Source organism: Streptomyces sp. NPDC044984 (assembly GCF_040646935.1).
Taxonomy (GTDB): Bacteria; Actinomycetota; Actinomycetes; order Streptomycetales; family Streptomycetaceae; genus Streptomyces.
This window is the reverse complement of record NZ_JBEZBE010000004.1, coordinates 49,619-71,590: the sequence shown is the minus strand read 5'-3', so window position 1 is coordinate 71,590 and position 21,972 is coordinate 49,619. Positions and strand designations below refer to the sequence as shown.

Genomic DNA, 21,972 nt, shown 5'->3' with positions numbered 1-21,972 from the left:
CAGCCTTCTCCGTCCCGGTCACTCGGCCAGACCCGCCCCGAGCAGTTCCACGAAGCCGATGTCCTCGTTGGCGACGCCGAAGACCTCGGCGCGCAGCAGGGTCCGCTCGGCCCAGGCGCGGTGGGGTTTCACCTCGTTCATCTTGTTCGTGTAGGCCGACCTGAGTACACCCCCGCCGCCGCGTTCCGGCCGGAGGATGTCCTGGGCGTCGCTGAACTCCTCGTGGCTGACGACGGACAGCGCGTGCACGGGGAGGACGTGCGAGGGGTGGATGCAGGTCTTGCCCAGCAGGCCGTTGGCCCGGTCGAGGGAGATCTCGCGCAGCAGGCCGTCCATGGCGTGTTCGATCAGCTTCTCGCGCAGGGCCACGGCCTGCACCTCGTGGAAGGGGCTCTGCCGCAGAAGTGGCTTGAACATGCGTTCCTGGACCCGGAAGTACTCCCAGACCGGCCCCGTCACGGTGAACCCCGTGCCGTCGGCCCGGGCCAGCATGTTCACCACGTCGGAGATCACGGAGGCGACGACCTGGATGTCGTACGCCGTCATGTCGGGGCCTCTGCGCAGCCCGTAGGAGGAGCAGAAGTCGGTCACGCCGAGACGCAGCGCGAGCACGCGGTCGCGGTACTTGTCGACGGCGCGGAAGATGCCCTCGAGGGTCTCGACGCGGGACTCGCGGTAGAGCAGCTCGGGCGACTCCAGCACCGGCATGGCGAACAGCCTGCGGCCGCTCCCGGCCTCGGTGACGGTCAGCGCCTCCAGGAACGGCAGGCCGCGTTCCGCGGTGAACTTCGGCAGTACGAATCCGGACAGCAGCGAGACGGCGGGGCCGAGGCGGCGGACGAGGTCGGGGATCTGTTCGGGGGTGCGGACCCGGATGAACAGCAGCGGCAGATCCGCCCCGGGCCGCCCGGCCAGGTCCGCGAACTGCCGTACGAGGTTCTCCTCACCGGCGGTCACGTCGGCGTCGTCGATGGAGTCCTCCAGGCACAGCACCATGGAGACCACACCGCGTCCGCCCTGCTTGACGACGTCGTCGGCGAGCCGGGGCCGGGTCGCGGGGCTGTAGAGCGTGGCCCCGAGGGCCGCGGAGAGCAACCGGGCCGGGGAATCCGGCGTGAACTCGCCGGGCTCCTGATAGAAGAGACGTTTCCGCACCGCAGGGGCGAGGTGCCCGAAATGACGCATAGAACTCCCCCGTGGCCTCTCTGAATCCATGGAATCTCTGGAATGTCGGTAGGTGGCCGGTAATAGTACGTAGGGATCCATGTCGACGGTTCCCGCGGGGCATGAACTTCAGGTGACCCGGCCGTGTCGACCCCAACCCCCCACGTTGTCGTGACCAGGACGGAGAAGGCAGGATGACCGTATGACGCACGCGATGCTCAAGGGGTCGAACGTCCCTCTCGAGGCCACCACGGTACGTGCCGTGCTGCGCTGGTCGCCCGGGCAGGGGGTGCCGGACGTCGACGCCTCCGCGCTGCTCCTCGGCCCCGACGGTCGTGTGCGCTCCGACGAGGACTTCGTGTTCTACAACCAGCCACGGCACCCCGCCGGGCAGGTGTGGCGGCTCGGCAAGAAGCGCGTCACCGAGGGCCTGACCGATACGATCCAGACGGATCTCGCCGGTGTCGAGTCCGGTGTCGGCCGGATTCTGATCGTCGCATCGGCGGACGGCGTCGCCTTCGACCGCGTACGGGACCTGCGCATCCTGCTGTACGACGCGCAGGCCGCCGACGGGGAGGCGCTGGCGTATTTCGACATCAAGCCGGAGACCGGCCAGGAGACCGCGCTGATCTGCGGTGAGCTGTACCGGCGCGGGGAGGGCTGGAAGTTCCGGGCGCTCGGCGAGGGCTATTCGAACGGCCTGAAGGGGCTGGCGACCGACTTCGGCATCTCGGTGGACGAGTCGGAGGCCGCGCAGGAGCCCGACCCCTCCGACGTCACCCAGCTGCCGCCCCCGACGGCGCAGATCCAGGCCCCCGACCGGCCCTCCTCGGAGGCCCTGACGCAGCCGCAGGCCCCGCTCGTCCCGCCGACGCCCGAGGTGTCCCGGCCGCTGCCGCCCGAGCAGCCGGCGGGGGTGCCCGCGCAGCCCGCGTACGGCTACCCGCCGCAGCAGCCCGCGGCCACACAGCCGGCCTACGGCTACCCGCACCCGACCAGCCAGCCCGCCTACGGCTATCCGCCGGCGCCCGCCACGGCCGCCGCGGGAGCGCCGTCCGGGTACGGTTTCCCGCCGCCGGCCGCCGCCTCCCCCGACCCGGACTTCCGGCTTCCGCCGCAGGGGCCGCAGTTCATCGGGCGCTGACGGACCGGGTTCCGCGCGTCCGGGGGCCTTTCAGCGATCGGCCTTCGTCTTGAAGCCCCTCCCCCACTGGAGTCCCCACCCGTACAGCCGGTCCAGCTCCGCCTGGAATCCGTACACGAACTTCACCTCGCGGCGGACGAAGATCTCGTTCTTGACGTTCTCGATCATCACCACCGCGCAGGAGCGGGCCTGGGGATGGCGTTCGTCGAGACCGATCTCGATCCGCGGGCCGCTGCTGGGGTAGAGCGTGACCATGGCGTGCGTGCGGTCGAACGCGGGCGTCTGGTCGTAGATGTAGGCGAAGACCAGCAGGCGTTTGATGTTCTCGCGGTGGTCCAGGTTGATGTACATGGTCTCGCCCGAGCCCGACCCGAACCGGTCGTCGCCGCTGAGCTTGACGTACGGCGCGGCGTTGACGTCGCCGAGGAAGCCACCGAGGGGCTGGACCACGCCCTTGGTGCCGTCCTGGAGCTCGTACAGACAGCCGAGGTCGAGGTCGACGTTGACCATGGGCTGGCTGTGGCCGACCACCTCCGGCGGCTTGAGCGCCTTGAAGGGGTGGCGCAGCAGGCTCTCCCGCTGGAAGCCGCCGAAGTCGGAGGTCCGCATCCGCCAGCTCAGGTTGATCCGCAGGTGGCCGGTGGCCGCGCCCTGCTTGGTCAGGGACACCTGACCGTGCCGTTTGGTCAACTCGATGGCGTTGCTGGCCGCGCTGCCCGAGTCGAAGGCGCTCTCACGTCCGCGCCACAGTCCGTCCAGGAAACCCATTCCCGCCCCAAGTCCAGTCGCCGAACCCCGCTCGGGCCGCCCGGGCTCCCGGACGGCCGACGGGGCGGCCCCGAGGAGTGGTCCTCGGAAGCCGCCCCGTCGAGAGCGTTCCTCACCCGAAAGGCTGTCACACCCCGGAGGTGACCTCAGTCTTGTCGTCGGCGTTTCCCTCGGCCGCCGCCAGCCGCTTGTTGCGGCGTACGGAGGAGAGGAAGGACCAGCCGATGAGGATGACGCCGATGGAGCCGGTGACGAGTTCGGGGATCTCGTACTGGATGGTGACGAGCAGGATCAGCGCCAGGGCGCCGATGGCGTAGTGGGCGCCGTGCTCGAGGTAGACGTACTCGTCGAGGGTGCCCTGGCGGACCAGGTAGACGGTCAGGGACCGGACGTACATGGCGCCGATGCCCAGGCCCAGGGCCATCAGGACGATGTCGTTGGTGATGGCGAAGGCGCCGATGACGCCGTCGAAGGAGAAGGAGGCGTCCAGGACCTCCAGGTAGAGGAACATGAAGAAGGCGGCCTTGCCGGCCATGGCCACCACCGTGCGGGGCTTGCCCTCCCGGGCGGCCTTCTCCTCCTCCTCGTGCTCGTGTTCCTCCTCCTCTTCGAGCTTGTCCTCGAAGAAGCCGGAGAGGCCGCCCACGATCATGTAGGTGATCAGGCCCGCGATGCCGGACAGCAGGACCGTCTCGGCCTTGTCGACGTGGGCGCCGCCGTGCTGGTGGGCGTGGGTGGCGAAGGTCATGGCGGAGATCAGCAGGATGATCAGCGCGATGCAGACCGACAGCATGTCGATCCTGCCGAGCTTGGCCAGCGGGCGCTCCAGCCAGGCCAGCCACTTGATGTCGCGGTCCTCGAAGATGAAGTCCAGGAAGATCATCAGCAGGAACATGCCGCCGAACGCGGCGATGGCCGGGTGGGCGTCGGTGACGAGTTCCTGGTAACGGTCCTTGTCGCTGAGCGCGAGGTCGACGGCCTCGATCGGGCCGAGCTGGGCGCTGACGGCGACGATCACGACGGGGAAGACCAGCCGCATGCCGAAGACGGCGATCAGAATGCCGATGGTGAGGAAGATCTTCTGCCAGAAGGCATTCATCTTCTTCAGGATGCCGGCGTTGACCACCGCGTTGTCGAAGGACAGCGAGATCTCGAGGATCGAGAGGATCGCCACGATGCCGAAGGCGGTCCACCCCCCGAAGAGGATCGCTGCGACCAGACCGAGCGCGGTGACCGCGAACGACCAGCCGAAGGTTTTCAGAACCACTGGCTACCCCAGGTGTGTGTACGGGTCTCCCCCGCTGCCGTAGTCGGCTTTACGAAACGTTGACTCCGAAGTCTAGAGCGATGCCCCGCAGCCCCGACGCGTACCCCTGTCCCACCGCACGGAACTTCCACTCACCCTGGTAACGGTAGAGCTCGCCGAAGATCATCGCGGTCTCGGTGGAGGCGTCCTCGCTCAGGTCGTAGCGGGCGAGTTCCTGGCCGTCCGCCTGGTTCACCACGCGGATGAAGGCATTGCTGACCTGGCCGAACGTCTGGCCGCGCTCATCGGCCAGGTGGATGGAGACCGGAAAGATGATCTTGTCGCACTGGGCCGGCACCTTGGGGAGGTCGACCAGCAGGGACTCGTCGTCCCCGTCGCCCTCGCCGGTGAGGTTGTCACCGGTGTGCTCCACCGAGCCGTCCGGGCTCTTCAACTGGTTGTAGAAGACGAACCACTCGTCCCCCATGACCCGGCCGCCGCTGCACATCAGCGCGCTGGCGTCGAGGTCGAAGTCGGCTCCGGTGGTGGAGCGCGCGTCCCAGCCGAGCCCGATCATGACCTGCGTGAGGTTGGGTGCGGCCTTGGACAGGGAGACGTTGCCCCCTTTGGCAAGCGTGACGCCCATGATGGTCCCTCCCCTGGTGATGTCTCTCAGGTGGTCCTGCGCGTCCGGCGCCGCACGTAAACCGTGCGGCGCCGGGCGGTGTGGCCGCGGAAGGCGGCCGGGCTCGGGCGTGGCCGCCCGGGGCGTGTCCGTCTCAGACGTTCACGCCGAAGTCCTGCGCGATGCCGCGCAGGCCGGAGGCGTAGCCCTGGCCGATGGCGCGGAACTTCCACTCCGCGCCGTGCCGGTAGAGCTCACCGAAGACCATGGCGGTCTCGGTGGAGGCGTCCTCGCTCAGGTCGTAGCGGGCGATCTCGGCCCCGCCGGCCTGGTTGACGACGCGGATGAACGCGTTGCGCACCTGGCCGAAGGACTGCTGGCGGTTCTCGGCGTCGTAGATGGAGACCGGGAAGACGATCTTCTCGATGTCGGCGGGGACCCCGGCGAGGTCGATCTTGATCTGCTCGTCGTCGCCCTCGCCCTCACCGGTGAGGTTGTCACCGGTGTGCTCGACCGAGCCGTCCGGGCTCTTCAGGTTGTTGAAGAAGATGAAGTGCGCGTCACTGGCGACCTTGCCGCTGTTGTTCAGGAGCAGCGCGCTGGCGTCGAGGTCGAAGTCGGTACCGGTCGTGGTGCGGATGTCCCACCCCAGACCGACGATGACCGCGGTCAGGCCCGGCGCCTCCTTGGTCAGCGATACGTTGCCGCCCTTGCTGAGGCTGACTCCCACGAGTCCTCCATTGGTGTCCTGGGGCGGGGCGCCCCGTAGTGCGTCGGATATCGGATCAACGAGTCGATCCTAGTGACGGGTTCCCGGCCGCCGCAGGCCCCGCGGCCGAAGAATCACAGGGTGTCGAGCGCTTTGACGTACTCGTTCAGGTCACGGGCGTCCGGCAGACCGTTGACGACGGTCCAGCGCACCACGCCCTCCTTGTCGATGATGAACGTCCCGCGCACGGCGCACCCCTTGTCCTCGTCGAAGACGCCGTACGCGCGCGAGACGTTGCCGTGCGGCCAGAAGTCGCTGAGCAGGGGGTACTCCAGGCCCTCCTGCTCGGCGAAGACGCGCAGGGTGTGGATGGAGTCGTTGGAGACGGCGAGCACCTGGGTGTCGCGGTCGGAGAACTGCGGCAGCCGGTCGCGGACCTCGCACAGCTCGCCGGTGCACACGCCGGTGAAGGCGAACGGGTAGAAGAGCACCACCACGTTCTTCCGCCCGCGGAAGTCGGACAGCCGCACGGTCGCCCCGTGGTTGTCCTTGAGCTCGAAGTCGGGGGCCTTGTCGCCGACCTGGATCGTCATCGTCGTGTTCATCCCTTCGAGGTGGTTCGCTCCGACCACCCTACGCAGGGAGTACGACAGGCCGACGGACGGGCCGACGCGTGACGCGACCGGCCCGTCCGGGGTGGTTCAGCGCTTGGACTTGGCCGCCTTCGGCGTCGCCAGCCGGCTGCCGCTCCAGTCCTTGCCGACGCTGACGCTCTTGGCCGCCGTCAGGCCCGCCGTGGTGGCGGCCTCCGAGATGTCGCTCGGCTCCACATAGCCCGAACGGCCCGTCTTCGGCGTGAGGAGCAGGATCGCGCCGCCCTCTTCGATGTACGTGGTGGCATCCACCAGCGCATCCGTCAGGTCGCCGTCGTCGTCGCGGAACCACAGCACAACGGCGTCAGCCACGTCGTCGTAGTCCTCGTCGACGAGGTCGCTCTCGATGACGCCCTCAATGGCCTCGCGGAGCTCCTGGTCGACGTCGTCGTCGTAGCCGATCTCCTGGACCACCTGCCCGGGCTGGAACCCCAGCCTGGCGGCAGGGTTCGTCCGCTCCTCCGCGTGGTCCGCGGTCGCGCTCACGGGTTGCCTCCTGATCATGTCTTGGGAATAACTCAGCCACGCGCGTGCGCGAAGCATTGGCCGTAGTCCACACGGGCGGGACGGATCGCGCAAGTACCCGGCCGTGCAGACCGCCGAAACGGTGACGATCCTGGCCGGGTCACCGCAACTCCAGGCACACCATCATGGCCCGAAGTGACGCACACCACACCTTTGTGCCCCGTTTGGCCCTTTGGGAACCGTCTACGTGTACGAAGACTCGAATGGACGAGCCCTGTGCACACCGTACTGGTCGCGGCTCCGGATTACCTCCCGGTAGAGATGACGCCGACGGCCCCGAGGTGGACCATGGGGAGCGGCGCAATCCGGGCCGTACCGGTGACACCGCGGCCCGCCTCACGGCCCTCTGACAGGTAAGGAACAGCGTGGCTTCCGCATCCGATCGCAACCCGATCATCATTGGCGGCCTTCCGAGTCAGGTTCCTGACTTCGATCCCGAGGAAACGCAGGAGTGGCTCGACTCCCTCGACGCCGCGGTCGACGAGCGCGGCCGGGAGCGGGCCCGGTATCTGATGCTGCGGCTCATCGAACGTGCCCGCGCCAAGCGCGTGGCCGTGCCCGAGATGCGCAGCACGGACTACGTCAACACGATCCCGACCCGGGCCGAGCCGTTCTTCCCGGGCAACGAGGAGATCGAGCGCAAGATCCTCAACGCCACCCGCTGGAACGCCGCGGTGATGGTCTCCCGCGCGCAGCGGCCGGGCATCGGGGTCGGCGGCCACATCGCCACCTTCGCCTCCTCCGCCTCGCTGTACGACGTGGGCTTCAACCACTTCTTCCGCGGCAAGGACGAGGGCGACGGCGGCGACCAGGTCTTCTTCCAGGGGCACGCCTCCCCCGGCATCTACGCCCGCGCGTACCTGCTGGACCGGCTGAGCGAGCGGCACCTGGACGGCTTCCGCCAGGAGAAGTCGAAGGCGCCGTACGCCCTGTCGTCGTACCCGCACCCGCGGCTGATGCCGGACTTCTGGGAGTTCCCGACCGTGTCGATGGGGCTCGGCCCGATCGGCGCGATCTACCAGGCGCGGATGAACCGCTACATGCACGCGCGCGGCATCGCGGACACCTCGCGCTCGCACGTGTGGGCGTTCCTCGGCGACGGCGAGATGGACGAGCCGGAGTCGCTGGGCCAGCTGACCCTCGCCGCGCGGGAGGGCCTGGACAACCTGACCTTCGTCGTCAACTGCAACCTGCAGCGGCTCGACGGCCCGGTGCGCGGCAACGGGAAGATCATCCAGGAGCTGGAGTCGGTCTTCCGGGGCGCCGGCTGGAACGTGATCAAGCTGATCTGGGACCGCACCTGGGATCCGCTGCTCGCGCAGGACCGGGACGGAACCCTGGTCAACAAGATGAACACCACGCCGGACGGGCAGTTCCAGACGTACGCCACCGAGTCGGGCGCGTACATCCGCGACCACTTCTTCGGCGACGACCACCGGCTGCGCGCGATGGTCGAGGGCATGACCGACGACCAGATCCTGCACCTGGGGCGCGGCGGTCACGACCACCGCAAGATCTACGCGGCGTACAAGGCGGCGACCGAGCACAAGGGCCAGCCGACGGTGATCCTGGCGAAGACGGTCAAGGGCTGGACGCTGGGCCCGAACTTCGAGGGCCGCAACGCCACGCACCAGATGAAGAAGCTGACGGTCGACGACCTCAAGCACTTCCGGGACCGGCTGCACCTGCCGATCTCCGACAAGGACCTCGAGTCCGGTCTGCCGCCCTACTACCACCCGGGGCCGGACACGGAGGAGATGCAGTACATGCACGACCGCCGCAAGTCGCTCGGCGGGTACGTGCCGACGCGGGTGGTGCGGTCGAAGCCGCTGCGGCTGCCCGAGGACAAGACGTACGCGACCGTGAAGAAGGGCTCGGGCCAGCAGTCCATCGCGACGACCATGGCCTTCGTCCGCCTCCTCAAGGACCTCATGCGGGACAAGGAGATCGGCAGGCGGTTCGTGCTGATCGCGCCGGACGAGTACCGCACGTTCGGCATGGACTCGTTCTTCCCGAGCGCGAAGATCTACAACCCGCTCGGCCAGCAGTACGAGTCGGTGGACCGGGAGCTGCTGCTCGCGTACAAGGAGGCGCCGAACGGCCAGATGCTGCACGACGGCATCTCCGAGGCCGGCTGCACGGCCTCGCTGATCGCGGCGGGATCGGCGTACGCCACGCACGGCGAGCCGCTGATCCCGGTGTACGTCTTCTACTCGATGTTCGGCTTCCAGCGCACCGGCGACCAGTTCTGGCAGATGTCCGACCAGCTGGCGCGCGGTTTCGTCCTGGGTGCGACCGCCGGGCGCACGACGCTGACCGGTGAGGGTCTTCAGCACGCGGACGGCCACTCGCAGCTGCTGGCGTCCACGAACCCGGCGTGCGTCGCGTACGACCCGGCGTTCGGGTTCGAGATCGCGCACATCGTGCAGGACGGGCTGCGCCGGATGTACGGCTCCGACGAGGAGCACCCGCACGGCGAGGACGTCTTCTACTACCTGACCGTCTACAACGAGCCGATCCAGCACCCCGCCGAGCCCGAGAACGTCGACGCCGAGGGCATCGTCAAGGGCCTCTACCGCTTCAGCGAGGGCACGGCGGGCTCGCTCCCGGCGCAGATCCTGGCGTCCGGGGTCGCGCTGCCCTGGGCGATCGAGGCGCAGCAGATCCTCGCCGAGGAGTGGAACGTCAGGGCGGACGTCTGGTCGGCGACCTCCTGGAACGAGCTGCGGCGCGAGGCGGTGGACTGCGAGCGGCACAACCTGCTGCACCCGGAGGAGGAGCAGCGCACCCCGTACGTGACGCGGAAGCTGGCGGCGGCGCAGGGGCCGGTGGTGGCGGTGTCCGACTGGATGCGGTCGGTGCCGGACCAGATCGCGCGCTGGGTGCCGGGGACGTACCAGTCGCTGGGCGCGGACGGGTTCGGGTTCGCGGACACGCGGGGGGCGGCGCGGCGGTTCTTCCACATCGACGCGCAGTCGATCGTGGTCGCGGTGCTGACGGAACTGGCCCGTGAGGGCCACGTCGACCGGTCGGTGCTGAAGCAGGCCATCGACCGGTACCAGCTGCTGGACGTCGCCGCGGCCGACCCGGGCGTGGCGGGCGGCGACGCGTGACGCCCGTGGCGTGACGACGGGGTGGTGGACCTGCGGGCCCCCCGCCCCGTCCCGTTTCCTTACGATACGGGCCATGAAGCAGCAGTCGGCCCAGGTCCGCTGGGAACACCGCACCCAGCGGCCGCTCCTCGGCCTGGCCGTGGTCTTCGCCGTCGCCTACGCCGTGCCGATCGTCCGGCCCGGCGCGAGCCAGGACGTGGTCGCCCTGTGCACGGCCGTGGAGTGGGTGGTCTGGGGGGCGTTCGCGGTCGACTACGCCGTCCGGCTGGCGCTCGCCGAACAGCGCCTGGTGTTCCTGCGGACGCACTGGCTGGACCTGTGCGCCGTACTGCTCCCCCTGCTCCGGCCGCTGCGGCTGCTGCGGCTGGTGTCGACGCTGCTGCTGGTCGGGCAGCGCGCCCGGCTGGCCTCGCAGATCAGGCTGACGACGTATGTCGCCGGGGCGGTGGTCGGGCTGCTGATGTTCGGCTCGCTCGCGGTGCTCTCGGTGGAGCGGGACTCGCCGGACGGCAACATCCGGACGTTGGGCGACGCGGTGTGGTGGTCCTTCACGACGATGACGACCGTGGGGTACGGGGACCACGCGCCGACCACCGGACTGGGACGCGTGCTGGCCGTGGGCCTGATGCTGTCCGGGATCGCGCTGCTCGGTGTGGTGACCGCGAACATCGCCGCGTGGTTCATCGCCCGCTTCGAGAAGGACGACGTGGAGGAGCGGCGGCAGACGGAGGCCATCGAGACGCTCACCCGGGAGGTGCAGGCGCTGCGCGCCGAGGTGGCGGCCCTGAGGGCGGCGCCGGCCGAGGAGCGACGGTGACACGGGCGGGCCCCCGGCTCCGCGCCGGAGGCCCGTCCCTCGTGCTCCGGGTCAGAACACGCCGTAACCCGAAGTGGTCGCTCCGGCCAGCCAGATGACGGCCAGGAGCGTGTCGATGGCGCCCAGGACCAGGGCGATCAGGGCCGGCACCGAGCGGGAACCCGTCCAGCTGCGGCCCATCGCGAGCCAGCCGCAGACGATCGCCACCGGACCGAGGATGATCCCCAGCACGAAGAAACCGGCGACCGCGCAGATGGCTCCGACGATCCCGAGGGTCGCGCGATCCGGCCCGGTCCGTGACCACGTCCGGCCACGTGAGCGGGGGTGCCTGCGCGTTCCGTGTCCGAAGCTCGCCATCATCGACTCCCGGTAAGGGTTGGTTGACATGGCGGGTACCCCCGCTGCGGCGGCGAATTCACGTCGTGACGGCCATGACGGCGCCGGAAAGCCCGCTGCGGCGCGCCGCCTCCTCCAACAGCGCGCCGCAGTGGGCGTCTTCCGGGCCGGTTCGCCCCGAGGGGCGGACCCCGCCGTACGGTCCGTCAGATGTGGCCGACGCCCGCGCCCGCCTCCGCGTTCTCACCGCGCTTGGTGAGGAAGGCGACCAGCACCGCCACGGCGGCTACCCCGGCGGCGACCAGGGACGCCATGCTCATGCCGGAGATGAAGGTGTCGTGGGCGACGTCGGTGATCTTCGTGGCGATCTCCGGCGGGGTGCCCTCGGCCACCGGGGCCACACCGACCTGCACGGCCTCGGAAGCCTGTCCGGCCTGTTCCGGGGTGAGCGGCGGGAGCCCGGCCTTCGCCCAGTTGCCCTCGAGGTCGCTGTCGACCTTGGAGGCCATCACGGCGCCGAGCACGGCCGTACCGAGGCTGCCGCCGATCTGCATGGCGGCCTGCTGGAGGCCACCGGCGACACCGGAGAGCTCGAGCGGCGCGTTGCCCACGATGACCTCGGTGGCGCCGACCATGACGGGCGCGAGGCCGAGACCCAGCAGGGCGAACCAGAGCGACATCACGGCGCTGCCGGTGTCCGTCTCCAGCGTCGACATGCCGTACATGGCGAGCGCGGTGAACGCCATGCCGCCGGCGAGCGGGATGCGCGGGCCGACCTTGGTGATCATCACTCCGGCCAGCGGCGAGCCGACGATCATCATGCCGGTGAGCGGGAGCAGGTGCAGACCGGCGTCGATGGGGCTCATGCCGTGCACGTTCTGCAGGTAGAAGGTGACGAAGAACAGGCCGCCCATGAAGGCGATGGCCATCAGGACCATCAGCACGACACCCGCGGACAGCGGGACGGAACGGAACAGGGCCAGCGGGATCAGCGGTTCCCTGACCTTGGTCTCCCAGAAGGCGAAGGCCCCGAAGCCGGCGAACGAGCCGATGATGAACGACCAGGTCTGGACGTCGCCCCAGCCCCACTCGGGGGCCTTGATCAGTGCCCAGACGAGGCAGAACATCGCGGCCGACAGCAGGGCTATGCCGAGCAGGTCGAAGGAGCGCGGGGCGTTCTCCGCGCGGTGGTCGAGCAGGATCCACGCGCCGAGCGCGACGGCGAGGACGCCGACCGGCACGTTGATGAAGAACACCGACTGCCAGTTGACGTGCTCGACGAGGACACCGCCGAGGATCGGGCCGCCCGCGGTGGAGGCACCGATGACCATGCCCCAGATGCCGATGGCCATGTTGAGCTTCTCGGCCGGGAACGTGGCCCGCAGCAGACCGAGCGCGGCCGGCATCAGCAGCGCGCCGAACAGACCCTGGAACACGCGGAAGACGATGACCAGCGCGATGCTGTCGGACAGACCGATGGCCCCCGACGCGGCGGCGAAGCCGACGACACCGATGAGGAAGGTCTGACGGTGCCCGAAGCGGTCACCGAGCTTGCCCGCGGTGATCAGGCAGACCGCGAGCGCGAGGAAGTAGGCGTTGGTGATCCACTGGAGCTCCGACAGCGAGGCGCCCAGGTCGTCGCCGATGGCCGGGTTCGCGATGGCCACGATGGTGCCGTCGAGGGCCACCATCATGACGCCCACGGCGACGGTGATGAGGGTGTACCAGGGGTGCCCGCGCAGCCCCTTGCCCGGGGTCCCGTCCGACGGGGCGGCCGGCGTGCCGTCCCCCGGCCCCGTCTTGTCGATGGTGGTCTGACTAGTCATACGTTCGAGGCTAATGTCAGCCGCTGACAGTTGACAAACCAATTCACCAGTCAGTCACTGACAGGACACTCGCGTATAGCCTGAACAGGAGAAACAGTTCGAGGAGGAGCGATGGAGACGGCCGTGACCGCCGTGGGTGCGCTGCCGCGGCCGGGTCTGAGGGAGCGCAAGAAGCAGCGCACACGGGACGCGCTGGTCCGGGCCGCACTGGAGCTGATCGCCACGCGCGGGTACGAGGGGACGACCGTCGACGACATCGCCGCCGCCGTCGACGTCTCGCAGCGCACCTTCTTCCGCTACTTCGCCAGCAAGGAGGAGGTGGCGTTCTTCGTCCCCCGGCTCGCGGAGTCGCACGTCGTCGAGGCCGTACGCGAACGCCCGCCGGGCGAGGCGCCGCTGGAGGTGCTGCGCCGGGCCGTGCTGGACAGCTGGGACGGCATCACCGAGGCCGTCGAACAACTCGTCCCCCTGGAACTGCACATGCGCGTCTACCGGGTGATCGAGTCGACGCCCGTCCTGTTCGCCGCCCACCTGCGCCGCGCGGCGGAGCTGGAGGAGGAGCTGGCGCGCATCGTCGCCGAGCGCGAGGGGCTCGACGTGGACGCCGACCCCCGGCCGAGGATCCTGGTGGCCGCGTTCGGCGGGGTGATCCGCGTGGCGGAGCGGCGCTGGTCCGCCGGGGACGACTTCAGCGCGGCGGCCATGCGGGACCTGATGACGACCTGTCTGGACCATGTGGGACCGGCACTCACGGGGAACTGGCGTACGGATTGATCCCTGAATCGGCACAACGAAACGTGATCCCGGTCACTTGGTTCACGCGAGACACGCCCGTTCTCCTAGTGTGTCCTCCCAGTGACTTCCTTCGACACCTCCCCGCAACTGAACGTCTGGCGCGCGCTGCTCGCGCTCGCCGTCGTTTTCGTGATGCTGGCGACCACGGGCTGGACGGCACTGCGCCATCAGCGCCACCCCGCTCCGCTCCAGGCATCGCTCAACGCCTGGGAGCACGGCCGGATGGCCGGCCACCGGCTGCCGGACCCGCAGTCGGCGCCCGCGCGGCTGGCCCGGTTCTTCGCCTCGCTCACCGAGGGGCAGCGCGCGAGTCTCGCCCGGCGCTATCCGCTCGCGGTCGGCAACATGAACGGCGCACCGGTCCAGCTGCGTTACCGCGCCAACCGCATCGCGCTGGGACAGGCCCGCAAGGTCGAACTCGGACGTGTGCACGACACCCGCCTCACGGCCTCGGGCCAGCGGCAGGCGGCGCGCCGGCTGGACCGCTTCGAGGCGCTGATGCGCCCCGGCCGGCACATCCTCGCCTTCGACCCGGCGGGCCCCGGCCGGGTCGCCGAGGTCTTCGGCGACCTGCGCAGGGCCGAGCGGGTCTCGGTCGTCGTCCCCGGCGTCGACACCGACCTGCTCACCTTCCAGCGCACCCGGCGCACCTACTCGGCCCCCGTCGGCATGGCGAGGTCCCTGTACGCGGCGGAGCGCGACGCCGCTCCCTCGACCCGGACCGCCGTGATCGCCTGGGCCGACTACACCGCCCCCAGCGGACTCGGCATGGACGCGGCCACGGCGATGCGCGCCGAGGACGGCGCGCTGCGGCTGGACGCGCTGGTGCGCGGACTGCCCGGGATCGCTCCGGTCTCGCTGTTCTGCCACAGCTACGGCTCCGTGGTGTGCGGCGTCGCCGCACACCGGCTGCCGGAGCGGGTGACCGACATCGCGGTGGCCGGCAGCCCCGGCATGCGGGTCGAGAAGGTGTCCCAGCTCCACACCACCGCCCGGGTGTGGGCGATGCGGGACGCCGACGACTGGATCCAGGACGTGCCGTACCTGGAGCTCGGCGGTCTGGGGCACGGGGCCGACCCGGTGGCGGCGGGATTCGGCGCGCGGGTGCTGTCGGCACGGGAGGCGAAGGGACACGCCGGGTACTTCGAACCGGGCACGGACAGCCTGCGGAACTTCGCCGAGATCGGTGTTGGCGCATACCTCGCGGTGTCCTGTGCGGGCGAGGACGACGTCTGCCGGGCGGGTTTGTCCGGTACGACCACTACCGGACGCGCGTAGAGGCGGAGATACTGCGGTATGCGTGGGGAGGGGACGGAGAAGCTCGTGCCGCATACGATGAGCCGCATGGGTGATGTACTGGCCGGATTTCATGCCACCTGGGAGTTCGAGTCCGACTCCGTGCTCATCCGCTACGAACGGGGGATTCGAACACCCAAGCTGTTCCAGGCGCTCGGGGAGCGGCGTGTTCCACTGGAGGCGATCGAGGGGGTGACCCTCGCCCCCGGGAAGCGCGGGACCGTGGTCCTGCGCATCGAGCTCCGGCCCGGAGCCGATCCGCTGCTGGAGGCCGCCTCCGGGCAGTTGAAGGAGAGCAGCGACCCCTACCGGCTGGCGCTGCCCGCCGAACACGAGACGCTCGCCGAGTACTACGCCGACGAACTGCGCGCACAGCTCACCGAGTCCGGGCCCGCCGAACGCCATCTGGTGGCCGCCCCCGAAGTTCCGTTGCAGTTCAAGGCGTACGACGGCAAGGCGACCTTCGACGGCACGGCGGTGTCGTTCCGGTGGTTCTGGACGGGGGCGTCGTCGGCGAAGTGGAAGGCCGGCGACCAGCGGTTCGCGGTGGGTGAGCTGAGCGGGGTGGAGTGGCGGTCGCCGGAGGTGTTCGAGGGGCACCTGCGGTTGCTGCGGCGGGACGCGGGGGCGTCTTCCGGTCAGCCCGACCAGGATCCGGCGGCCGTGGTGTTCGGGCTGGGGTACGGGCCCGTGCACGAGTCGTTGCCGTTCGCGGCGGCCGTGCTGGCCGCGGTGCGCAACTGTGCGCCGGTGCCGGCGATATCCACGGCGCGTGCGCGCCGGGACCCCGCGGACATCGCCGAGCGGATTCGGCACTTGGGGGAGCTTCATCAGGCCGGGCTGGTGACCGATGAGGAGTTCTCCTCCAAGAAGGCGGAGTTGCTCGCGGAGCTTTAGCGCCTGCCGGGTGCGGTTGTGTTTCGGCCTCGGGCCAGCTGTGGCTGGTCGCGCAGTTCCCCGCGCCCCTGGGCAGGTTGTTCTACTCCCTGCCTGCGGATGTGAACGCCATGTCCTTGTAGCGGGCGCCTGCCACCTTCTTGGCGATGGGCTCCAGTAGGGCCAGTTCCTCCTGCGTCAGGGTGATGTGGGTCGCCGACGTGTTCTCCTCCACCCTCGTCGGCTTGCGGGTGCCCGGGATCGGGATCACCGGGAGGTCGTGGATCTCCGACTGCTGGTGGACCCAGGCCAGGGCGATCTGACCGAGAGTGGCGTCGTGGGCCTCGGCGACGGTGCGGATCGGGTCCAGCAGCGCCGCGTTGGCCGCCGCGTTGGCGCCCGTGAAGCGGGGCATCTGGCGGCGGAAGTCGTCGGCCGTCAGGTCCTGGTCGGCGTCGGCGAAGGAGCCGGTCAGGAAGCCCCGCCCCAGCGGGGAGTACGGGACGAGGGTCACGCCCAGTTCACGCGCGGCCGGTACGACCCTCGCCTCGATGTCCCGGCTGAACAGCGACCACTCCGACTGCACGGCGGCGATCGGGTGCGCCCCGTGCGCGGCGCGCAGTTCACCGGCCGTGACCTCGCTCAGGCCCAGCTGCTTGACCTTGCCCTCGCGCACCAGCTCGGCCATGACGCCGACGGTCTCCTCGATCGGCACGTCCAGATCGCGCCGGTGCATGTAGTAGAGGTCGATCACGTCGACGTCCAGGCGCTTCAGGCTCGCCTCGACGGCCTCGCGGATGTACGGCGCGTCGTTGCGGATGATCCGCCGGGTCGGGTCCTCCGGCGGGATCGACAGGGCGAACTTGGTGGCGACGACCACCTCGTCCCGGTGCGCCTTGAAGAAGGGGGCGAGGAACCGCTCGTTGTCGCCCGCGCCGTACGCGTCCGCCGTGTCGTAGAGCGTGACCCCGAGTTCCAGGGCCCGCTCCAGGGTCGCCCGGGAGGCGTCCGCGTCCGTGGGGCCGTAGGCGAAGCTCATGCCCATGCAGCCGAGGCCCTGCACGCCCACCGAGGGGCCGTCCTCGCCCAGTGCGGCCGTACCGATCCTGCCGACGTCGGTCATCATGCCCTCTCCGACGCCAGGGCCCGCCCGGCGTCCGCGTAGAACCCGATCTTCCGGTCGAGCACGGCGAGCGTGCCCTGGAGTTCGGCGATCCGGGACAGTACGTCCTCGCGGGTCTGCTGGAGCAGCTCGAAACGCTCGGTGTACGTGTGATCGCCCGCGCGGACCAGTTCCGCGTACCGCACCATGTCCGCGACCGGCATCCCGGTCAGGCGGAGCTTGCCGACGAGGGCGAGCCAGTCGAGGTCGCGGTTGCTGTAACGGCGCTGGCCGGTGTGGGACCGGTCGATGTGCGGCATCAGCCCGATGCGCTCGTACCAGCGCAGGGTGTGCGCCGTCAGCCCGGTGAGGGCGACGACCTCGCTGATCGTGTACTTGTCCGCGCCGTCCGGCCGTCGATTCCCCTGCGGCGGCCCGGCGCAGGTGTCGGCGCTGGCCCCCGTGGTCTCCGTCTCCGTCACCGTCATGCCCCCACGCTAAAACGCTGGAGTGCACTCCAAGCAAGCGGCGGAGGCGAGAAACGGGCGGGACTCGGAGGCGGGTGGCTGATTAGCGTGCGGTCATGACCTCTGTACGCCGTGCGACACCGAAGGACGCGGAGGAAGTGCTGCGTCTGCGCCAGGTGATGATCGACTCGATGCCCCTGTCCGACCCGTCCACGGCCTGGCACGCCGAGTCGCTGCCCGTGCTGCGCGACAGGCTGTCCGAGCCGGACGGCGCCTTCGTGGCGTTCGTCGTGGACCACCCGGAGCGGCCGGGCGCGCTGGCGGCACTGGTGGCCGGCTCGCTGGAGTACCGCATCGGCGGCGCGCGCAATCCGCACGGCACCGACGGTTACGTCTTCAGTGTCGCCACCGACCCGGGCGCCCGCCGCCGCGGCTACGCACGCGCGTGCGTGGAGGCACTGCTGGAGTGGTTCCGCGAGCACGGCGCCCGGCGGGTCCGCCTCACCGCGTCCCCGCAGGCCGAGCCGCTGTACGTCGCGCTGGGCTTCAGGCCCAAGCCGGACCCGTTGCTGGAGCTGACCCTCTGAGCGCTTAGGCTCGACGGCATGTCGTTGAAGAGCCTCGCGTTGATCGAGAACTGGCCGGTCCCCACCGCCGCGGCGGGTGTCGTACGGGCGGACGGCGCCGTCCTCGGCACCCGGGGTCCTGCCGGTCACCGTTTCCCGCTGGCCTCGGTCACCAAGCCGCTCGCGGCGTACGCGGTGCTCGTGGCGTACGAGGAGGGTGCGATCGAGCTGGACGAGCCGGCGGGCCCGGAGGGCTCGACGGTCCGGCACCTGCTCGCGCACACCTCGGGGCTCGCCTTCGACGAGCACCGGGTGACGTCGGCGCCCGGTGAGCGGCGGCTGTACTCCAACGCCGGGTTCGAGCAGCTCGGCGACCATGTCGCGAAGGCGACGGAGATCCCGTTCGCGGAGTACCTGCGGCAGGCGGTGCTGGAGCCGCTCGGGATGACGCGGACGTCTCTCGACGGCTCCCCCGCCAAGGACGCCGTCTCCACGGTGGACGACCTGCTGCGGTTCGCGGCCGAGGTGCAGGCCCCGCGCCTGCTGGACCCGCGCACGGTCGCCGCGGCGATGACGGTCCAGTACCCGGGCACCAAGGGCGTCCTGCCGGGTTACGGTCACCAGAACCCCAACGACTGGGGCCTCGGCTTCGAGATCCGGAACTCCAAGTCGCCGCACTGGACGGGCGCGTCGTCCTCCCCGCGCACCTTCGGCCACTTCGGCCAGTCGGGTACGTTCCTGTGGCTCGACCCCGACGCGGGCGCGGCCTGCGTGGCCCTCGCCGACCGTGCCTTCGGTCCCTGGGCGATCGAGGCGTGGCCGCCGTTCACCGACGCGGTGCTGGCGGAGCTGCGCGGCTGAGCATCGCGCGCCGGCCGGTGGCCCCCACGGCCACCGGCCGGCCCCGGCTTCCTGTGCCGGTCACCCGCCCGTCGGCGGCTGGTCCTTCGCGGGAAGGGCCCACAGGACCCAGTACGGGTCATCCCAGTCGCAGTAGAAGTTCACCCAACCCTGGGCGAGGAGCTCCTGCCCGTCCCGCGCGCACTCGAGCTGGCTCACCGTCCCACCGACCGCCCGGTAGCCCCAGGGGTTGGTCTCGGCGGCGGACGCCGGACCCGCGGTCAGCGGAATGGCGACCATCGCGGTGCCGACCGCGGCAGCGGCGGCGATACGCGAACGCCACGACTTCATACGTCTCTCCTCGTGGAAGGAGCCGGCCCCGGCGATGCCGGCCACCGGCCCGATGTGATGTGCCAGGGAGTATGACGGTGGAATCACGACTGCAGTTCAACGCGCAGAGGACGTCGGATGAACGCGGACGGGTCGACTCACAGCCGCACGAGCGGAATTGACGGTTCGTGACCTCATCGCGCGCACCTCGGGGTTCGCCCTCGACGAGCACCGTCCGACGTCGGCACAGGCACTCGAACCACACCGTCTTGCCCCGCCCGCCGGGGCGGACGGCGACACCCCACCGGTCGGTGACAGCGTCCACGATCACCAGCCCGCGCCCGCTCTCGCCGAGCCCTCCGCCGACGGCCGACGCGGGCAGCTTGGGGCAGTCGTCCGCGACCTCCACCCGCACTCCGCCGGGCTGGAGCAGGAAGCAGATACGACAGCGGCGATCCGGTACGCGCCGTACGGCGTGGGCGACCAGCTCGGTGAGCGCCGGCTCGGCCGCGTCGGTCACCTCGGCCAGCCCCGAGCCGACGAGATACGGCCGCAGGATGCGGCGCAGATGCCGGGCCGAGTGCTCCCCCCTGGCGAACTCGGCGTGGCACTCGGTGCGGACGGCCTGTTCTCCCGCCTCATCGGACTGGCCCTGCGCCGCCGACTCCCGAACCGGTTCCAGCCGTACGCGGAGACGGAGGCGAGGGCGGCGTACATCTCCACCGGGCAACACCGGCGGCGACTGCGTCGAGGCCGCCCCGCCCCACCGGTGCCGTCCCGTCCGCGACAGCAAGGACCCGTCCGGCCCTGTCGTCACCGTAGGCGCCGACGCCTGGCAGGCGTTCGTCGGCGGACTGCGCCGGGTCCCGTGACACCCATCTCCCTGAAAAGCGTGAGCACTCGGCAGGCGAATGCAACTCGCACGCTCAAACGAGCGTCGCATGAACGCAGAGGGCCGATCTGCTCACACATCTCGGAACACCACATGAGATCCGCGCCTCGGCGGAGCACCCCGAGCGGGGCCGGGCTCACACCGCGTGCATCTCCCACAGCGGGAGCTCCGCCGGCGCCGCCCCGATACGCGGCAGCGGGGCCCCGTCCGGCCCTGTCGTCGCCGTCGGCGCCCGTGCCCGGCAGGGACACACCTGTACCTGTGGAGTGACCCGACCTCACATCGGCCTCTCGCGAGCACGAATATGCTCGGAGTCCAACGAACGGGGGAGGACGCGGCATTGGACGGGCTCGCACCGAGCGATCCCCGGGAGGTCGGACCCTACCGGCTCCTCGGCAGACTCGGCAGTGGCGGAATGGGCCGTGTCTATCTCGGCCGGTCCCCGTCCGGCCGCAGGGTCGCGGTCAAGGTGGTCAGGAACGACATCGCCGACGACCCCGGTTTCCGTGGACGCTTCCGCCGCGAGGTCGAGTCGGCGATGAAGGTCGGCGGCTACTGGACCGCCGCGGTGGTGGACGCGGATCCGGAGGCCCCCGAGCCGTGGATCGCGAGCGAGTACGTCCCCGGGCCTTCGCTGCACAGCAGGATCGCCGACGGCGGCCCGCTTTCGGCAGCCGAGGTGCGCGACCTCGGCACCGGGCTGGCGGAGGCGCTGGCCTCCATCCACGCGCTGAACCTGGTCCACCGGGACCTGAAGCCCTCCAACATCCTGCTGACGGACACCGGCCCCCGCGTCATCGACTTCGGCATCTCCAAGGCTCTGGAGAGCTCGGGCGCGAGCACCGCGCTCACCCACACGGGCGTGGTCATCGGCACCCCCGGTTTCATGTCGCCGGAACAGGCCACCGGCGCGCAGGTCGGTACGCCGAGTGACGTCTTCTCCCTCGGCACGGTCCTCGCCCACGCCGCCACCGGTGTCGGGCCCTTCGGCACCGGCAGCCCGGTCGCTCTGCTCTACCGGGTCGTCGGCGAGGAACCGGACCTGTCCGCCGTCCCCGACGAACTGCGCGGCACCATCGCCCTGTGCCTCGCGAAGGACCCGGCGCGCAGGCCTTCGGCAGCCGCGTTGGTCGCCCTGCTCACGGGCGGAGAACACCCGACCGAGCCGGTCGGGGCGGCCGTGCCCACGGTCGCGTACACCCGCGGCATGGATGTCGCCGGTGCCGCGGGACCGGCGGCTCCCGCGGGGGCGGAAGCCCGGCCGGCTCACGCCGACGCTCCGCTGGAGCTCATCGACGGCGGCGAGGACCGCTTCCGGGGGATACGTCTCCGGCGCCTGTTCCAGGCCCTCCTGCAAGTGGCGGCGCTGGGGACGATACCCCTGGGCGTGGCCGTCGTGCAGGGCGTGGACGTGGTCGCCAACTGGGCCGCCGTCCTGGCCCTGTACCTGACCTTCGCGGTACCCACCGCCGTCTATTACTGGGCGGCCTGCCGCCCCTTCCGTGAAGTCTCCGAACTGGGCGTCGGCCACGAGGGAGTCACCCTCAGACGCGGCCACGGCATCGCCGAGCTGCCCTGGCGCGAGTTCGAACGCGTCCTGGTCTCGGTCGGCTCGGCTCCGTACTCCGTCACCCTCTTCTGCCGCTTCCGCGACCCCGGCGAGATCGACGTCACCGGTCTTCCGGCCAGAACGGTCTCCGTGCGTCCGCCGCTGGCGACCTTCACCCTCCTGGCCCTGAACCGGGCCGAACGCAACGCCTCCTGCTCCGAAGTCCACCAGGCGCTCCGTGCCTTCGCCCCGCCCGGCGTCTACCAGCCGCATCCCAAGGTCCTCAGGCGGAGCTCCCTGCAGACCTCCACCCGTTGAGGTCCCGGCGCCCCA

22 protein-coding genes and 2 pseudogenes are annotated in these 21,972 nt (G+C 70.3%); 11 read left to right on the top strand and 13 right to left on the bottom strand.

What is annotated here, in order from left to right; translation table 11 throughout:
• Window positions 1–18: 18 nt before the first annotated feature.
• Window positions 19–1,185 (bottom strand): HpcH/HpaI aldolase/citrate lyase family protein, encoded by a 1,167-nt coding sequence (locus AB0A94_RS05805; RefSeq protein WP_361739367.1) that lies wholly within the window; start codon window positions 1,183–1,185, stop codon window positions 19–21.
• A gap of 181 nt (window positions 1,186–1,366) precedes the next feature.
• Between AB0A94_RS05805 and AB0A94_RS05800 the strand changes: the two genes are divergently transcribed.
• On the top strand, window positions 1,367–2,308 hold the full coding sequence (locus AB0A94_RS05800) for a TerD family protein (RefSeq protein ID WP_361739364.1): 942 nt from the start codon (window positions 1,367–1,369) through the stop codon (window positions 2,306–2,308).
• Window positions 2,309–2,338: 30 nt separating this feature from the next.
• Here AB0A94_RS05800 and AB0A94_RS05795 read toward each other — a convergent pair whose 3' ends face one another.
• The 6 genes from AB0A94_RS05795 to AB0A94_RS05770 all read right to left on the bottom strand — a co-directional run bounded on the left by AB0A94_RS05795 (window position 2,339) and on the right by AB0A94_RS05770 (window position 6,795).
• Window positions 2,339–3,076: a Tellurium resistance gene (locus tag AB0A94_RS05795; RefSeq protein WP_361739361.1), complete on the bottom strand. Its 738-nt coding sequence runs from the start codon at window positions 3,074–3,076 to the stop codon at window positions 2,339–2,341.
• Between the two features lie 127 nt (window positions 3,077–3,203).
• Window positions 3,204–4,343, bottom strand: coding sequence for a DUF475 domain-containing protein (locus tag AB0A94_RS05790; RefSeq protein WP_361739360.1), 1,140 nt, complete (start codon window positions 4,341–4,343; stop codon window positions 3,204–3,206).
• A 49-nt stretch (window positions 4,344–4,392) separates the two neighbouring features.
• The gene (locus AB0A94_RS05785) at window positions 4,393–4,968 is read right to left on the bottom strand and encodes a TerD family protein (RefSeq protein ID WP_361739357.1); all 576 of its coding nucleotides are present in this window, start codon (window positions 4,966–4,968) and stop codon (window positions 4,393–4,395) included.
• Window positions 4,969–5,101: 133 nt separating this feature from the next.
• Complete coding sequence (locus AB0A94_RS05780; RefSeq protein WP_361739354.1) at window positions 5,102–5,677, bottom strand: calcium homeostasis/redox stress adaptation protein; 576 nt, start codon at window positions 5,675–5,677, stop codon at window positions 5,102–5,104.
• A 113-nt stretch (window positions 5,678–5,790) separates the two neighbouring features.
• A complete protein-coding gene (locus tag AB0A94_RS05775; protein WP_361739351.1) occupies window positions 5,791–6,249 on the bottom strand; it encodes a peroxiredoxin in 459 nt (152 codons plus the stop codon).
• 108 nt (window positions 6,250–6,357) lie between these two features.
• A complete protein-coding gene (locus AB0A94_RS05770) occupies window positions 6,358–6,795 on the bottom strand; it encodes a DUF3052 domain-containing protein (protein WP_030218400.1) in 438 nt (145 codons plus the stop codon).
• Between the two features lie 404 nt (window positions 6,796–7,199).
• On the opposite strand from AB0A94_RS05770, the gene aceE reads away from it, so the two are divergent.
• A complete protein-coding gene (gene aceE, locus AB0A94_RS05765; RefSeq protein ID WP_361739348.1) occupies window positions 7,200–9,947 on the top strand; it encodes a pyruvate dehydrogenase (acetyl-transferring), homodimeric type in 2,748 nt (915 codons plus the stop codon).
• Between the two features lie 73 nt (window positions 9,948–10,020).
• Window positions 10,021–10,764, top strand: coding sequence for a potassium channel family protein (locus tag AB0A94_RS05760; RefSeq protein WP_361739345.1), 744 nt, complete (start codon window positions 10,021–10,023; stop codon window positions 10,762–10,764).
• A gap of 51 nt (window positions 10,765–10,815) precedes the next feature.
• Here AB0A94_RS05760 and AB0A94_RS05755 read toward each other — a convergent pair whose 3' ends face one another.
• On the bottom strand, window positions 10,816–11,124 hold the full coding sequence (locus AB0A94_RS05755) for a small hydrophobic protein (protein ID WP_361739907.1): 309 nt from the start codon (window positions 11,122–11,124) through the stop codon (window positions 10,816–10,818).
• Between the two features lie 182 nt (window positions 11,125–11,306).
• Window positions 11,307–12,926: an MFS transporter gene (locus AB0A94_RS05750; protein ID WP_361739342.1), complete on the bottom strand. Its 1,620-nt coding sequence runs from the start codon at window positions 12,924–12,926 to the stop codon at window positions 11,307–11,309.
• Window positions 12,927–13,037: 111 nt separating this feature from the next.
• On the opposite strand from AB0A94_RS05750, the gene AB0A94_RS05745 reads away from it, so the two are divergent.
• From AB0A94_RS05745 to AB0A94_RS05735, 3 genes are all read left to right on the top strand, one after another.
• A complete protein-coding gene (locus AB0A94_RS05745; protein WP_361739339.1) occupies window positions 13,038–13,700 on the top strand; it encodes a TetR family transcriptional regulator in 663 nt (220 codons plus the stop codon).
• 81 nt (window positions 13,701–13,781) lie between these two features.
• The gene (locus AB0A94_RS05740) at window positions 13,782–14,999 is read left to right on the top strand and encodes an alpha/beta hydrolase (RefSeq protein WP_361739336.1); all 1,218 of its coding nucleotides are present in this window, start codon (window positions 13,782–13,784) and stop codon (window positions 14,997–14,999) included.
• A 66-nt stretch (window positions 15,000–15,065) separates the two neighbouring features.
• On the top strand, window positions 15,066–15,914 hold the full coding sequence (locus tag AB0A94_RS05735; RefSeq protein WP_361739333.1) for a DUF4429 domain-containing protein: 849 nt from the start codon (window positions 15,066–15,068) through the stop codon (window positions 15,912–15,914).
• 82 nt (window positions 15,915–15,996) lie between these two features.
• Here AB0A94_RS05735 and AB0A94_RS05730 read toward each other — a convergent pair whose 3' ends face one another.
• Window positions 15,997–17,016 (bottom strand): aldo/keto reductase, encoded by a 1,020-nt coding sequence (locus AB0A94_RS05730; RefSeq protein WP_361739905.1) that lies wholly within the window; start codon window positions 17,014–17,016, stop codon window positions 15,997–15,999.
• Window positions 17,016–17,483 carry a MerR family transcriptional regulator gene (locus AB0A94_RS05725; RefSeq protein ID WP_361739330.1) on the bottom strand — a complete coding sequence of 156 codons (468 nt, stop codon included), beginning with the start codon at window positions 17,481–17,483 and terminating at the stop codon, window positions 17,016–17,018. The genes AB0A94_RS05730 and AB0A94_RS05725 overlap by 1 nt, the downstream gene beginning before the upstream one ends.
• A 95-nt stretch (window positions 17,484–17,578) precedes the next feature.
• On the opposite strand from AB0A94_RS05725, the gene AB0A94_RS05720 reads away from it, so the two are divergent.
• Together AB0A94_RS05720 and AB0A94_RS05715 are read left to right on the top strand one after the other, a co-directional pair.
• A complete protein-coding gene (locus AB0A94_RS05720) occupies window positions 17,579–18,049 on the top strand; it encodes a GNAT family N-acetyltransferase (RefSeq protein ID WP_361739327.1) in 471 nt (156 codons plus the stop codon).
• 18 nt (window positions 18,050–18,067) lie between these two features.
• Window positions 18,068–18,889 (top strand): serine hydrolase domain-containing protein, encoded by an 822-nt coding sequence (locus AB0A94_RS05715; RefSeq protein WP_361739324.1) that lies wholly within the window; start codon window positions 18,068–18,070, stop codon window positions 18,887–18,889.
• 60 nt (window positions 18,890–18,949) lie between these two features.
• On the opposite strand, the gene AB0A94_RS05710 is transcribed toward AB0A94_RS05715, so the two are convergent.
• Both AB0A94_RS05710 and AB0A94_RS05705 read right to left on the bottom strand, forming a co-directional pair.
• Window positions 18,950–19,219, bottom strand: a complete 270-nt coding sequence (locus AB0A94_RS05710; protein ID WP_361739321.1) for a hypothetical protein — start codon at window positions 19,217–19,219, stop codon at window positions 18,950–18,952.
• Window positions 19,220–19,445: 226 nt separating this feature from the next.
• Window positions 19,446–19,766, bottom strand: a pseudogene (locus AB0A94_RS05705) (ATP-binding protein); the annotation flags it as partial.
• Between AB0A94_RS05705 and AB0A94_RS05700 the strand changes: the two are divergent.
• The 3 genes and pseudogenes from AB0A94_RS05700 to AB0A94_RS05690 all read left to right on the top strand — a co-directional run.
• Window positions 19,653–19,928 (top strand): annotated as a pseudogene (locus AB0A94_RS05700) (hypothetical protein); the annotation flags it as partial. The pseudogenes AB0A94_RS05705 and AB0A94_RS05700 sit on opposite strands and share 114 nt — an antisense overlap.
• On the top strand, window positions 19,813–20,070 hold the full coding sequence (locus tag AB0A94_RS05695) for a DUF397 domain-containing protein (RefSeq protein ID WP_361739903.1): 258 nt from the start codon (window positions 19,813–19,815) through the stop codon (window positions 20,068–20,070). The pseudogene AB0A94_RS05700 and the gene AB0A94_RS05695, both read left to right, overlap by 116 nt.
• A gap of 324 nt (window positions 20,071–20,394) precedes the next feature.
• Window positions 20,395–21,957: a serine/threonine-protein kinase gene (locus tag AB0A94_RS05690; protein WP_361739318.1), complete on the top strand. Its 1,563-nt coding sequence runs from the start codon at window positions 20,395–20,397 to the stop codon at window positions 21,955–21,957.
• Window positions 21,958–21,972: the final 15 nt, after the last annotated feature.

Bases quoted from the DNA above. Each gene is read 5' to 3' on its own strand.
- AB0A94_RS05730 (WP_361739905.1), bottom strand. From the start codon at position 17,016: ATGACCGACGTCGGCAGGATCGGTACGGCCGCACTGGGCGAGGACGGC.
- AB0A94_RS05725 (WP_361739330.1), bottom strand. From the start codon at position 17,483: ATGACGGTGACGGAGACGGAGACCACGGGGGCCAGCGCCGACACCTGC.
- AB0A94_RS05690 (WP_361739318.1), top strand. From the start codon at position 20,395: ATGCTCGGAGTCCAACGAACGGGGGAGGACGCGGCATTGGACGGGCTC.
- AB0A94_RS05720 (WP_361739327.1), top strand. From the start codon at position 17,579: ATGACCTCTGTACGCCGTGCGACACCGAAGGACGCGGAGGAAGTGCTG.
- AB0A94_RS05755 (WP_361739907.1), bottom strand. From the start codon at position 11,124: ATGATGGCGAGCTTCGGACACGGAACGCGCAGGCACCCCCGCTCACGT.
- AB0A94_RS05745 (WP_361739339.1), top strand. From the start codon at position 13,038: ATGGAGACGGCCGTGACCGCCGTGGGTGCGCTGCCGCGGCCGGGTCTG.
- AB0A94_RS05735 (WP_361739333.1), top strand. From the start codon at position 15,066: ATGGGTGATGTACTGGCCGGATTTCATGCCACCTGGGAGTTCGAGTCC.
- AB0A94_RS05710 (WP_361739321.1), bottom strand. From the start codon at position 19,219: ATGAAGTCGTGGCGTTCGCGTATCGCCGCCGCTGCCGCGGTCGGCACC.
- AB0A94_RS05800 (WP_361739364.1), top strand. From the start codon at position 1,367: ATGACGCACGCGATGCTCAAGGGGTCGAACGTCCCTCTCGAGGCCACC.
- AB0A94_RS05715 (WP_361739324.1), top strand. From the start codon at position 18,068: ATGTCGTTGAAGAGCCTCGCGTTGATCGAGAACTGGCCGGTCCCCACC.
- AB0A94_RS05795 (WP_361739361.1), bottom strand. From the start codon at position 3,076: ATGGGTTTCCTGGACGGACTGTGGCGCGGACGTGAGAGCGCCTTCGAC.
- AB0A94_RS05750 (WP_361739342.1), bottom strand. From the start codon at position 12,926: ATGACTAGTCAGACCACCATCGACAAGACGGGGCCGGGGGACGGCACG.
- AB0A94_RS05760 (WP_361739345.1), top strand. From the start codon at position 10,021: ATGAAGCAGCAGTCGGCCCAGGTCCGCTGGGAACACCGCACCCAGCGG.
- AB0A94_RS05775 (WP_361739351.1), bottom strand. From the start codon at position 6,249: ATGACGATCCAGGTCGGCGACAAGGCCCCCGACTTCGAGCTCAAGGAC.
- AB0A94_RS05785 (WP_361739357.1), bottom strand. From the start codon at position 4,968: ATGGGCGTCACGCTTGCCAAAGGGGGCAACGTCTCCCTGTCCAAGGCC.
- AB0A94_RS05805 (WP_361739367.1), bottom strand. From the start codon at position 1,185: ATGCGTCATTTCGGGCACCTCGCCCCTGCGGTGCGGAAACGTCTCTTC.